At 61.6% G+C, this 12,404-nt stretch carries 14 protein-coding genes; 9 read left to right on the top strand and 5 right to left on the bottom strand.

Annotation, left to right across the window (positions count from 1 at the left end; all coding sequences use genetic code 11):
• The first annotated feature begins 120 nt into the window (after window positions 1-120).
• Window positions 121-633, top strand: a complete 513-nt coding sequence (locus ACOI1H_RS14205; RefSeq protein WP_422438408.1) for a c-type cytochrome — start codon at window positions 121-123, stop codon at window positions 631-633.
• Between the two features lie 312 nt (window positions 634-945).
• Here the strand turns inward: ACOI1H_RS14205 and ACOI1H_RS14210 are convergent, their stop codons facing one another.
• A complete protein-coding gene (locus ACOI1H_RS14210; protein ID WP_422438409.1) occupies window positions 946-1,080 on the bottom strand; it encodes a hypothetical protein in 135 nt (44 codons plus the stop codon).
• Between the two features lie 175 nt (window positions 1,081-1,255).
• Between ACOI1H_RS14210 and ACOI1H_RS14215 the strand changes: the two genes are divergently transcribed.
• From ACOI1H_RS14215 to ACOI1H_RS14235, 5 genes are all read left to right on the top strand, one after another.
• The gene (locus ACOI1H_RS14215; protein ID WP_422438411.1) at window positions 1,256-2,080 is read left to right on the top strand and encodes a hypothetical protein; all 825 of its coding nucleotides are present in this window, start codon (window positions 1,256-1,258) and stop codon (window positions 2,078-2,080) included.
• Window positions 2,005-2,610, top strand: coding sequence for a hypothetical protein (locus tag ACOI1H_RS14220; RefSeq protein WP_422438413.1), 606 nt, complete (start codon window positions 2,005-2,007; stop codon window positions 2,608-2,610). Before ACOI1H_RS14215 ends, ACOI1H_RS14220 begins: the two co-directional genes overlap by 76 nt.
• Before the next feature lie 29 nt (window positions 2,611-2,639).
• Window positions 2,640-3,113, top strand: a complete 474-nt coding sequence (locus ACOI1H_RS14225; RefSeq protein ID WP_422438414.1) for a DUF427 domain-containing protein — start codon at window positions 2,640-2,642, stop codon at window positions 3,111-3,113.
• A 213-nt stretch (window positions 3,114-3,326) separates the two neighbouring features.
• Entirely contained in the window at window positions 3,327-3,656 is a 330-nt protein-coding gene (locus ACOI1H_RS14230; RefSeq protein WP_422438416.1) for an H-NS family nucleoid-associated regulatory protein, read from the top strand.
• 158 nt (window positions 3,657-3,814) lie between these two features.
• A complete protein-coding gene (locus ACOI1H_RS14235) occupies window positions 3,815-4,117 on the top strand; it encodes a thermonuclease family protein (RefSeq protein ID WP_422438417.1) in 303 nt (100 codons plus the stop codon).
• 212 nt (window positions 4,118-4,329) lie between these two features.
• Here the strand turns inward: ACOI1H_RS14235 and ACOI1H_RS14240 are convergent, their stop codons facing one another.
• Entirely contained in the window at window positions 4,330-5,019 is a 690-nt protein-coding gene (locus tag ACOI1H_RS14240) for an SOS response-associated peptidase (RefSeq protein WP_422438419.1), read from the bottom strand.
• Window positions 5,020-5,158: 139 nt separating this feature from the next.
• On the opposite strand from ACOI1H_RS14240, the gene ACOI1H_RS14245 reads away from it, so the two are divergent.
• The gene (locus ACOI1H_RS14245) at window positions 5,159-5,404 is read left to right on the top strand and encodes a type II toxin-antitoxin system CcdA family antitoxin (protein WP_422438429.1); all 246 of its coding nucleotides are present in this window, start codon (window positions 5,159-5,161) and stop codon (window positions 5,402-5,404) included.
• Window positions 5,392-5,682, top strand: coding sequence for a CcdB family protein (locus ACOI1H_RS14250; protein ID WP_422438421.1), 291 nt, complete (start codon window positions 5,392-5,394; stop codon window positions 5,680-5,682). The genes ACOI1H_RS14245 and ACOI1H_RS14250 overlap by 13 nt, the downstream gene beginning before the upstream one ends.
• Window positions 5,683-5,942: 260 nt before the next feature.
• Here the strand turns inward: ACOI1H_RS14250 and ACOI1H_RS14255 are convergent, their stop codons facing one another.
• Genes ACOI1H_RS14255 through ACOI1H_RS14265 form a run of 3 tightly spaced genes read right to left on the bottom strand, consistent with a single transcriptional unit; the run spans window position 5,943 to window position 10,713 of the window.
• Entirely contained in the window at window positions 5,943-6,794 is an 852-nt protein-coding gene (locus tag ACOI1H_RS14255) for a DUF6671 family protein (RefSeq protein ID WP_422438422.1), read from the bottom strand.
• Window positions 6,791-9,157, bottom strand: a complete 2,367-nt coding sequence (locus ACOI1H_RS14260; protein ID WP_422438424.1) for a YbcC family protein — start codon at window positions 9,155-9,157, stop codon at window positions 6,791-6,793. Before ACOI1H_RS14260 ends, ACOI1H_RS14255 begins: the two co-directional genes overlap by 4 nt.
• Window positions 9,154-10,713 carry a proton-conducting transporter membrane subunit gene (locus ACOI1H_RS14265; RefSeq protein ID WP_422438426.1) on the bottom strand — a complete coding sequence of 520 codons (1,560 nt, stop codon included), beginning with the start codon at window positions 10,711-10,713 and terminating at the stop codon, window positions 9,154-9,156. The genes ACOI1H_RS14260 and ACOI1H_RS14265 overlap by 4 nt, the downstream gene beginning before the upstream one ends.
• Before the next feature lie 99 nt (window positions 10,714-10,812).
• On the opposite strand from ACOI1H_RS14265, the gene ACOI1H_RS14270 reads away from it, so the two are divergent.
• Window positions 10,813-11,700, top strand: coding sequence for a LysR family transcriptional regulator (locus ACOI1H_RS14270; RefSeq protein ID WP_422438427.1), 888 nt, complete (start codon window positions 10,813-10,815; stop codon window positions 11,698-11,700).
• The last annotated feature ends 704 nt before the right edge of the window (window positions 11,701-12,404 follow it).

A 12,404-nucleotide genomic window follows, 5' to 3' on the forward strand; every position in this document is an offset into this window, starting at 1 on the left:
TACGGTTCGGCTTAGACTGGTGGCGTGATTACGTGGCGTACTGGACGCGGCGAACAGAAAGGCTAGATTGAAAATCAGATCAGGCAAATCAGTTGATTTGCTGAGTTTAGGAAGAGACCAATGAAACTGCTCACTCTTGCATTGGCGATGACGGTGTTTGCCGCCCCCGCCTTCGCCGAAAGCCACATGGCCGCCGAGTCCACCATCGATATGGCGTCCTTGCAAGGCGATGCCGCCGCGGGCGAAGAGCAGTTCAATCGCCAGTGCGTGGCCTGCCACGTTGTCCAGGATACGGCCACGGATGAAGTGCTGACCGGCCGCAACGCCAAGGTCGGACCGAACCTCTATGGTGTCGCCGGCCGCACGCCCGGTACACACGAAGGATTTGCCTACGGTGACGCGATGATCGCCTACGGCGAAACCGGTGCCGTCTGGGACGAAGCGAATTTCGTCAGCTACGTGCAGGACCCGACCGGTTTCCTGCGCGAGGCTCTGGACGACAACCGCGCACGCGGTAAGATGGCGTATCAGGTCCGTGACGAGGCGCTGGCCTATGACCTCTTTGCCTTCCTCGCGACCTTCGGCACAGAGGGTGACGCAGCGGTCGACGCCGAGGCCGCGCCGTCCAACTGAGTCAGGATCGCGTTGACGACAGGCCGCCGCGGGAGACTGCGGCGGCCTTTTTAATGCGGCGATGTGCTGCGCGATGATCCTTGCGACGCTGGCGGCATCCTCTTCATAGGCCAGATGGCCCAGCGGCCCAAGCGACAGGTGCCGCCCCGGCGGCAGACGGGCGGCGACGCTGGTCGCGGGCGGCACGGCGCGGTCGTTGTCGCCAGTTAGCAGCAGGACGGACGTGTCGCGTGGGCGGTGATCGCTTGGAACAACGCATTGAAGTCCTTCATCGCCGTGCCGGCGGACCGTGTCGCGGCCATGCCGCACGACCTAGGCGATGGGATCGATCTGGTCCTTCATGTCATGACCTGCCGGCGACGGAAAGCCAGCACTGACCCGCATGGTCGGCAGACCGATGATCTGTCGTTCTGCAAGAATGGGTGCTTCGATGGGATGAAGGGGCATCCTCGACTCCTCTTCTTGTTCTTGTTATGTTCCCATTCTATCGGCCACCCGCGAGTGATCTGTCAAGCAGCGGCATCGTGTCGATCGAGGTTTTCGCTCCAGCCGCGCCCTGAGATGTCGCATTGTCCCGCACGCCCCAAAAGCTATCATGACAACTCTCTGTCCGGAGCACTCGATGACACAGCATTCACGCGGTCAAGCGCGCGGCATCGAGCGGCTCTACCTCGATTTCGACAGCTTCTTCGCGTCGGCCGAGCAGCACTTCAATCCGGACCTGCGCGGTCGCCCGGTCGGCGTGGTGCCACTGGATGCCCTGCACACCGGCTGCATCGCAGTCAGCCGCGAGGCAAATGCGCGGGGCGTAAAATCAAACACGCCAATCTCGAAGGCCCGGGAGATTATCCCGGACATGATCTTTGTCGTGGCACGTCACGACGTCTACGTGCGCCTGCACAAACGCATCCTCGACATGATCGATACGGTCATGCCCGTCGCCCATGTCAGATCGATCGACGAGGTCGTCTGCAACCTGCTGCCCGCAGAAGGCGCACGCGCTGATGATCTTGCCCGAGAACTGAAAGCCGCGCTTTCCACCGCGTTCAGCGACGTGCTGATCTGCTCAATCGGAATGGCACCGACGGAACTGCTGGCGAAGATCGCGGCTGAACTGCACAAGCCCGACGGGTTCAGTCTGATCAAGGCGGAGGATCTGCCGGAGGCCCTGTCCGGCATCGACCTCGGTGATCTTCCCGGCATCTCGAAAGGCATGCGTGCGCGTCTGGAGGCGGCTGGTGTTCATGATTTCAACGGCCTCTGGTCGCTGGCACCCAAGCAGGCACGAGCGATCTGGGCAGCGTCGAGGGCGAGCGGTTCTGGAACGGTCTCCATGGCTACCATACCGAGCGCCCAGCGACGAAGAAGAGCATGTTCGGCCACAGCCGCATCTTGCCCCGCGATTGGCGCAATCCGGAGAAGGTCAAGATCTGCGCACGCCTGCTGACGGAAAGCGTCGGCCGCCGGGTTCGCCGGCCCTATGTCCGCGCGACCAAGCTGACTCTCAGTTTCAGAGGCGGCGAAGTCAGAGGTGCGTCGGGCAGTCGGCCGGACGACAAGAACTGGAGCTGGGAAGGGTCATTCGCACTGGCCCGCGACGACCATACTTTCGTGACAGTCCTCGGCGCGGGACTTGCGGAGGCGGAGCGTAGGCTGCCCTTCCAGCCGCGGTCTGTCAGCGTAATGATTCACGGGCTGATTGGCACCGCTGAGGTCATGACCGACCTGTTTGCGGCATTCCCCGGCGTGTCAGGTGGCGCATCGGAAACGACAGACCGTGCCAAGTGGGAGAAGGTCAGCGATCTGATGGACGGTCTGCGTGCGAAGCTGGGACCGCAGGCGCTGTCGATGGGACCACAGACAGAGGTGCCCGGTGGCTATGTCGGTGCCAAGATCGCCTTCGGTCGGATTCCGGACGATGCCGACTTCAGCGGTCCGCCATTCGCCGACGAAAACACCCACTTCGTCACCTTTTGAACCATGGTCAGATAATTCAGGAGACGGACATGCAGACGCTTCCCATCGAGAATGTGCAGGACTATCCGCGCCCACCCAGCCTCGAGGACGTCCCGCAGCATCTGCGGGTGATGCTCGCCGATCAGGTCGTGGCTGAAACCACCCGCGGGCTGCGCGTCCTGGAGACGCACCACGCGCCGACCTACTATTTCCCGCGCGACGACATCCGTGCCGATCTCGTCCCGGTCGGTGGTGGCAGCTTTTGCGAGTGGAAGGGGCAAGCGCGATATTTCGATGTCGTGGTGGCAGGCAAGGTCGCGAGGCGCGCTGCATGGACCTACGACCGGCCGTCCGTAGCCTTTGCCAGCATCGCCGGCCATGTAGCGTTTTATGCCGGGCTGATGGAGGCTTGTTTGGTGGGCGAGGAGAGTGTCATTCCGCAACCGGGCGACTTCTACGGCGGCTGGGTGACCTCCAACCTGCGGGGCACGCCCAAGGGCAGCAAAGGCACGCTGCATTGGTAACAACTGCATATTTGTTGTGTTCGTTGCGAGGAGTCACCATTATTTCGACAATCTGGATTCAATGACAGTCAAATAGCGTAGGCCTGCCTGCTGTTTTACAATCCCTCCGAACTTAAGAATAAAATCTAACTTTCCTTGCCTTGACCATCTGTTTCATTAAATGACAGTAAGAATGCAGCGCCTTTTGCGTGTTGAAAGAATCAAGGAATGACTATGGCCGATATCGATCTGAATAGCATGTCGCTGGATGACCTCAAGAAGCTCCAGAAGGACGTAAACAAGGCCATCGATGGCTATGAGGACAAGCAGCGAAAGGCCGCATTGGTGGCCGTTGATGCCGCCGCAAAGAAAATGGGATTTACCCTGGCAGAATTGATGGGAATGCCCGGCAAGAAGACAAAATCCGCCTCCCCGCCAAAATACCGGCATCCCGAAAACCCCGAGCAGACCTGGACCGGCCGTGGCCGTCAGCCGGACTGGATGAAAGACGCGCTGGAGAACGGGCACTCCAAAGATGAATTCCTGATCTCTCCTGCCAACTGAGCTGCGGCGTGACGGACAATCAATGGCGCTTCTGCGCCAGCGTCACGGTCATGTGCCTTATTGTGGCAGGCACATGCGCGCGGGCCGATATCACCCCTTCCAGGGATTTAAATATCTGCGGACAGAACCAGCGAAACACGTCGGACAAGACATGCATCGTGGATGGCGACACACTCTGGCTGGGTGGGGTCAATATCAGGCTGAAGGACTTCGACACGCCGGAATCGCGCACGAACATCTGCGGGGGGTTTACTGAGATCGATCTGGCGCGAGCCGCCACGGAAAGGCTTCAGTCGCTATTGAATGGCAATGCTTGGACGATCGAGACCTTCGGGATCGACGGCACGGGCAATCGCCGGCTTGCGACGATCAGGATCGAGGGAGTCGATGTCGGAGATATCCTGATCGCCGAGAAGCTCGCGCGCCGCTGGCCGGATGGCGACGAGTTCTGGTGCAGGTGAGCAAGGTTCTCGGAGGACGCACCCAATTTTTGTAGGATTGCCGCAATAACCACTGGGTGAACCTGACGACCTGTCACGACATAATGCTGGGCTCCCGCTTGCATCGCCACCAGTCTTGATCGGGCTCTATGCCTGCATCCCTTTAATCGTGTCCGGCCTGTTCGACGACAGGGACCACGTTCCGCCGCGTTCAAAAGCAGACTGACGAATTGCTATGCCGGGCTTGGTCCTCCGACGTCCGACTTAAGGCCTTCACCGCTCTGGTGGATCACCATGCGGTCCGCCGGAAACGGCCGGATCAGCGCGAAGGCGTCATCCGGCGTGCCGGTCAGCCATTCGTCATAATCCTCGGGATCGAGAATCGTCGGCATCCGGTCCGGATGGGTGTCGCGGGTCAGCGCGTTGGGAGTGGTGGTGACCATGGATGAGGTGATCATCTCACGCAGGTCGCCGCCGCCGTAGTTGCCTTTGTAGGCGCGCCAGATGCCGGCAAAGGCAAATGGCGGCCGTGGGTCATCCCCCGCAACCCCGAACCACACGTAAGTGGCCGGGTTGCGGCCCTTCGCCTCGCAGAAGCTGGTCGCGGGGATCAGGCAGCGGCGCTCTTCGAAGCTTTTGCGCCAGAACCCCGACGTGCGCAGCTTGTCGCCGCGGGCGTTGTTCACGGCCTTTGGCTGGATCGGTTCGCCGGTCTTTTTTGAGACCTGTGGCATCACGATGCCCCAGTGTGCGGGTCGCAGCCAGCGCGTGCCGTCGGTGTCGGCTCCGACAATCGGGGCCATGCCCTTTGGAAAGATCGCCGGCAGTGGTTCGGCGTTGCCAAGCGCATCTTGTGCCGGATCGACAGTGAAGAGCTGCCGCATCGCGTCCTTGGCCATCGTGTTGGAATAGAGATTGCACATCCATCCTAGGATAGGGCCTTAGAATGGCGACGGCACCATTTTTCGGCGCGGTAACTGACCAGCATCTGCTTTTCGCTTGAAATTTGGAGAGCTGCGGTATAGTTATGCGGTATGCAAGGGAGTAGATCTGTTGTCCACCGTGTCGAAACGCAAGACTTCGCTGACCCTTGATGCAGCAATGCTTGATGCAGCAAAGGACCTTGGAATCAATGTCTCGGCCTTGGCTGACGCTGCTCTTCAACTTGCCATTGCCAACGCCCGCCGAAGCAAATGGCTTGATGAGAATGCAGAGGCTTTCGCTGCACAGGCTGCATGGCATGAGAGCCACGGCCATCCGCTGACCGAGATCATGACCTCGCCTGTCGGGCAAACATGGAAGAACTAAGCCGCTTCGACGTCGCGGTCTACAACGGCATTTCGATGGTCGTCGTTGAAAGTGATCTGCTGCCGCGCGATCCCTCTGTCGTGGTCATCCCACTGCTTGCCACCTATCCCGCCGTCAAGCATCTCAATCCGAAATTGCGGCACGATGGACAGACGCTCGTGCTGGCAACGCGTTTGATCACGGCCGTGCGCCGTTCAGCGTTGCGACACACGGGAAATATTTCGGATCAGGGTGATGAAGTGATCCGAGCATTCGACGTCCTGATGGGCGGGGTGTAGCGTCAGGATCCCAACGGCCACACGGATATTTATCACGCTCGGTGATGGTCTGATGAACCACTATGAAGGCTGACGTCACTTATGAGCAGATCAACAGTGCCCTTGGAGTGACCGGACCTCATCCTGGGGATCGGAGTATTGAAGTTTCTGGCGATCGGGTCGTCAATGGACGGCTGTTGCACGTGCCATGTATCCCGAGGTGTGATCACCTGGGACACGGCGCTTTTCGCTTGAACTGGCCTCGATCCGGGGAGCGGTGATTACGGATTGCACCGGGGGCAATCCCCCGGCTCTGCCTGCACTCGTCCATCCCTCCGCCACCTATTGGTATTATATCCGCAGGCTGTGCAGCCCCACACTTCGATGGCAACGACGTCAGTCGGGAACCCGCACGCCATACATGGTAGTCCCTTTGGGGTCTGGGTCAGGCCGAAGCCGGCCGCATCGCAAGCCGGACATGGACAGGCCAGTCTGTCAGCAAGCTTTCGCGCCAGACGACCGAGCGTTTCCATGCGACGTGGATTCAGATGAGCGCGCATGTCCGTCTGCAGCAAGAGCGGGCCGGAATCTGCTTCGCGCGACATCTGCCCAATGACATCGTCAAGTTGGTCGCGATCACGGATTCCCTTGACGCAGCCATCGAGAGGATCTGACCCACGCACGACGACGGCGTGGTCGGGAAACCTGACCCTGGCAAGAAATGCATCGATATTGGTATCGCGCCCGATCTCGACATGATCGAAAACCGGGTTCTCGTCGATCAGATGCTCACGGATGATCCGTCCTGACCGGGTATCGAGCAGGATGGCCAATTCGAAGCCTGCGCCGATGAATGGCACTGTCGGATGCGGGCCGTAGGCACCCTCGCTTGCGAGCACAAGCTTCTGCCCGGTCACCGATGCGCCAAGCCTCGCCTTTGCGGTGGCAGTCTCCTCGATCGATCCCATGCGTGGCACTTCGCCGGTAAACGTGCCGAGAGAGTCAGTGTCGAGGCCTGTCGGAACCATGATCTCGATCTCGAACCTGTCACCAAAAACCGGGCCGAAGGCCCGCTCCTTGCCATGCATCGTCGCCAAGACGATCGTTTTGCCAACGATCTCCGTCAGCTTCATGCCGCGTCGCGGGCGGTCACGCCGTTCGTGTGACGATCGAACCACGCCCCTTTCTCGTAGCGACGGATCGTGCCACCGGCATCATCCAACGCCGCAAGTGACAGCCAGTCGTTGTCAAAAAGGGCACGGACGTGCGGCTGGCGCTGGAGAACCTTCGCAATCATTGTCTCCGGTGCCGCGATGGCAACGGCCAACCTGCGGGGGATGTGGCGCAGCATGTCGCCATCGTGCAACGACTGAGCAGGCAGGCCCACACGTAGTGGTCCCGCATTCCCTTCCAGAACGCCGATCCCGCCGACGACGTTGTGCAGAAGCTTGTTACCTGCGCCAAACCTGTCCGGCGCGACCGCTGCCCCGTGGTATTGCAGCGCAATCCAGCTTGCCACGACGACCGGGGCGCTCAGGATCATTTCGAGCGTTGCGGCTTCGGGATCCTGCCGCCAGTCGTAGTCGTGAAGAAAGACTTCGCCGCCGAGATCTCGGCCACGCGTCCGTGCGCGCGGTGCCACAACGAAGCCCCGGCATCCGGCAAGTCCCCATTCCGGCCGCAGTTCGGACCAGTCGTGCCCGCGCCGTGCCAGCAATGCATCCGTCCCGCGGGGCAAGCCGCGTGCGCGTTCGGTCCGGGTCATGACACCTGCCGTGGCCAGAGCGGCCCGAAGACGGCCCACGTCTGCGGCATGACTTGGCATCAGCGCTTCCTCGAACAGCCGGACGTCGTCCGACACCGTATCGTGCAGACCTGCGATGAAAAATGTATCCGCCGGGATCGCGATGCCGGCAGCTGCAAGGCCGTCGCGCACGCCACCATCGTTCAGCAGCGCGGCCAGAACCCGGGCGTTCACGTCACCCGGGAAACCGCCACAGGCACCGCATTGCAGTGCGCTGGCATGGGGTGCGTTGGCTACGGCCGCACCGTGCCCACAGATCAGCACCAGGCGGGCAAACCCCTCGGTCAGCGACATCGCCCTCAGGATGCCTTTGGCGACTGAAATGCGCTCCGCCAGTGGCATGTCGACCACCGGGGCCGGATCCAACCCGGATTGCCCTGTTATCGCGAGGCCATCCCGCAAAAGCTTTCCAATATACAGGGGTCCGGCGGCCTCGACAAAGGCGAATGCCGATACGGCAGCGCGCTTAAACCGGCCCCAAGCGCGAACTGTCCGTAGCTGAACCCTCCTGTTCGCATCATCACTTTCATCGTCACCCGCGCGCGTTGTGACGGAGGGAGCAACCAGGATAGGCGCGCGTGCCTCGCCAACCTCGCAGCCAAGCCCGCGGTGCTCCAGCGACAGCCCGAAAAAGCCGGCAAAACCGATCGTCTGGATGTCTGGGTCAGCGGCCTCCAGCGCGCGGCGCAAGCGCTCGGACCGCACGTCGATGCAGAACGCGGCCTGGGTTGCCGGACGTTGCTCGGGTTCGATTGACGGTTTGCCGAGCAATGAGAGAGCGAGCTGCCGCTCATTGCTGTGATCGACAGCGGCCTGAAGTGCCGCGTCGATGATCGTATCAGGGTCAACTTCGACGGGACGCGCGTATTCGGCCTTTGCTTTCTCCCACGCCGCGCCACCCGCTTCGCCGCCCCTCTTGAGCAGGGCCACCTCCCAGGTCAGGCGGATCGTCAAAAGCGCAAAAAGCGTCCCGTCGCGGCCGCCATCGCGTTCGGCCATCCACGACAAATGGCGGGCGTATTGCGCCCAGCCGGACAGGGTCACAAGCAGTCGGTGGAAATAAAGCGGGGCCGACTGCGTCGTCAGATCGAGGGCCTGACAGGCATCTGCAAAGGCGGCATGCGCATCCCTTGGCATCGCCGCGACCTGCGCTGCAAAGCCGGACAGGCCGGCAATCGCCGTGGTGAGGTCACGGCTTGAATAGGCCTGCCAGGCGGACCAGGCATCAAGGTCCGACGCTGGCCAGAATGCCTGTCCCTGATCGAAATCTGCAGCTGCCCAATGGCTGATCCGTTCCTCGATCAGACCGGGCCAGTCTACGCCGTCGGTCGAGCGCGCGAGATCAGCCAACGTGGGCAACATAGCTGGGCTTGACACGTCCCCCGTCGTGGCACGGATCAACGAACCGGCTGAAAGGCCATGAGCAGCTTCTGCGGCGGAGAGATCCTCTGACCAGATCTCTCCTGCGTCGATCATCCGGACGACTGTCTGACGGGACGCGAACGCCCGCCCCGCCCCGAGCCGCATTAAACGCGCGGCGGCAATGGTGCGATTTTCGGAGGCCTGACCAAGCCATGGATTAACCGCGACGGCCGCGGCCAGCGGAAAGGCAGGCGGGATCTGGCGCATGGCCTCTTCCGCACAGGCAAAGAGCGCGAGTGTCTGCCCTGGCCACGTGATGTGAATACTCATTGGATCACTCCTTTGGTCGGAGTCCAGCGACCGGCCAGCCGTTCGAAGACTGCGTTGATATAAAGACCGTTCATCAAGTGCACCCGCAGCCCGGCCGCGGCGGGGTGTCGGGCCCAGAGGGAAAAGGTGGTCTGTGCCAAGGCGGCCACGGCAAAGCTCGACACTGCGAGGACAATCGTCGCCCAGATCAGGCCATCGGGCGGCGGCGGTGGCGGCAGGGTGCCCGCCGCCGCCCAGGTCGCACCGTGTTGAAAGGAGAAATATGCCACCGTTGCCGCAATAGACAGTCCGACAGTCCGCAAGGTCAGCGCGCGCGGTGCCAGATCCGCCAGTCCCTGTCCGATCAGGTAGACAACACCGAAGATCAGGATTGCGCCGAGGGCGACGGACTGTGGCGGCTTTGCCGTGATCCCGAAGATCAATCCGACGACGAGATAAAGCAGAAGCGCCATGGCAAAAGCTTGGGCCACCGCGCCCAGACCGGGCACAGCGACCGGACCGGGCCGCCGGATCGCCGCCACTTCGCGCACGGCCTCGCCCGAGGACAGGAAGGCATGCGCCTTGTAAAGCGAATGCGCCACGATGTGCAGCAAGGCCAGCGGGAAGAGTGCCAGCCCGCATTGCAGCACCATGAATCCCATCTGCGCGCAGGTGGACCAGGCAAGCGCCGTTTTAATCGCCGGCTGTGTCAGAGATACCGCAGCGGCCATAAGTGCACTCAACCCTCCGACAAGAGCCAGAATGGCCAGCACCCCGGGGGCGGCCATCAGGACGTCGGCAAAACGGATGAGCAAAAAGCCTCCTGCGTTCACGACGCCGGCGTGCAGCAGGGCGGACACCGGCGTAGGGGCCTCCATCACCTCGGTCAGCCAGCCATGCATCGGCACCAGCGCGGACTTGAAAACCGCCGCGACCGCCAGCAGCAGGGCCGCCAGCCAGACAAGGCCCATGCCGTCGCCCGCCCGCGCCGCAGAGTTGACTGACGCGATATCCGCGGTGCCGAAGTGCGCAAACAGGATCGCGCAGGACAGCACCAGCGCCACACTTGCGACGACTGCGCTCCACGCTTTCTTCCGCGCTGCCCGCCGGGCGCGGGGCCGGTCGGGGTAGTGCACCAGCAGACGATGCAGCGTAACGCTTGTGGCAATCCACCCGATGGACAACTGCACGATGTTGCCCGAACCGACCAGCAGCAGGACGCAGGCCACGGTCGCGGCCATCCAGCCCATGAAAGCGGGCTGTCGCGCTTCTCCGTCCAGCGCCACCCGCGCGAACCGCAATACGATCCAGCCGACGAAAGCCACCGTCAGAGTCATCGCGACGCTGACAATATCGATCCGAGCCGACAGACCGATCGGCGTGACCCCCAGAAGCTGGCTTGTCGAAGGTCCGTTAAGCGTCAGGTCCGCGGCGCCGGCGATACCACACGCCAGTGCGACAAGCGCAGCCCATTCAGGCAGGCGCAACCGCCAGTCGGCACGGGCGGGTGGGCGCAGTTGCATGACCAAGGCCGAAGCCGCCAACACAAGGGGCGCAAGAAGCAGCAAAACACTCATCGAAAACCTCCGAGATAATACCTCGGATGGATGTAGGCGGTGGTATATCTGAATGAAAATACATTGTATGGATCAATCCGTTCTGTTTATGTGAACAACATGCGGCTAAACTATCACCACCTGCGCTATTTCCATGAGGTCGCCCACCAAGGGAACCTGACTCAGGCGGCAGCGCGGCTGAATCTGTCGCAGTCTGCACTCTCAACTCAGATTCGCGTCCTCGAGGACAGGCTGGGGCATCCCCTTTTTGAACGGACCGGGCGCGCGATGATCCTGACCGAAGCCGGCAGGATCGCCCGCGATCACGCAGACCGCATTTTCGACGTCGGCGATGATCTCGTCGCCGCGCTGACCGGCGGCGGTGCCGCGACCGCACCACTGCGGGTGGGTGCCCTGTCGACATTGTCCCGGAATTTCCAACTCGGCTTTCTGCAACCTGCCCTGGCGGAAAATGCCAACCTGGTTTTGTCATCCGGCAACAGCCAGACCCTTCTGCGGGCGCTCGAGGATCTCGCGCTCGACGTGGTCCTGCTGACCGATCCACCATCGCGCGACAGCTTCCCCGACCTTCTGGCGCATCGCGTCGCGGAACAACCAGTCGGGCTTCACGGCACGGCCCAGCGGCTTGGACATGAGTCTCTGGCCGAACTGCTGCGCGCAGAGCCGGTGATCCTACCGACCGAAAGCTCGATCCGGACCGGGTTCGACAGCCTCGTGTCACGTCTTGGGGTGACACCACGGATCGCCGCCGTCGTCGACGACATGGCCATGGTGCGCCTGCTGGCACGCAACGACGTCGGCCTCGCCATCACACCGGCCGTAGTGCTGGCCGACGAACTGGCACAGGGCCTGCTTGTCAGCGCGCCCTTCGCGCTCGACATCGTCGAGAGCTTCTACGCGATCACCGCAACGCGCACCTTCCCCCACCCCCTGCTGGAGCGGCTTGTCGAATCATCACCGAGGCCGCAAAACGTGTCAAATTGTTGATGCGATCCTTCAGGACATGCGAGCGCATACAAGAGCAAACGTGGAGCCCCCACCGACTGCTCATGGTATGAAGGTCGATCGCTCCCGTGTGACATAGCTCGCCAAATCACCTGCATTTCGGCCAGTCAACTTTGAAGTCATCACACACTGTTGCGGCACGGGCAAATCGCTGGACGGTTGTAGAGCGAGCTCATCACGAGCGTCATGGAGGGACTGCGTCCGGCGTGCATTTCCCAAGCGATGAAGCGTGGAACCGAGACGTCGCGGTAGTGGATGCTGCGGCCGAGAGCATCCGTCATAACGGTCGCGACCTGTCCGAACGTCAGTGCACCCGGACCGGTCAGGGCGTAACCTCCGCCTGTATGGGCGGACGGCTTCGCCAAGTTGGTCGCGACGGCATGCCCGACATCCTCGACTTCGATAAAGGCCGACCCCCCTTGTCCGCCGGGACCGCAATCTCGCTTCTTTCACGGATAAGGACACCATTTTTCGAAAGTGCTAGTGATCACTCACTGCCTGATGCAGTAATCGCTAAATTGGAGCTTGGTGCGCACCAAATGCGTCCCAACTTGCTTTTGTTCTAGATGTGAACTCCAGTCAGCGTTGGAGTTCTATGATGGAAACATCAGCATTTGTCCTGCCGGCCACACCGCGTCAGATCGCCTATGCGCGGTCGCTTGCGCAACAAATCGGCACCCTTCTCG

It is taken from the genome of Loktanella sp. DJP18 (assembly GCF_049310965.1).
In the GTDB taxonomy this organism is placed as follows: Bacteria; Pseudomonadota; Alphaproteobacteria; order Rhodobacterales; family Rhodobacteraceae; genus Loktanella.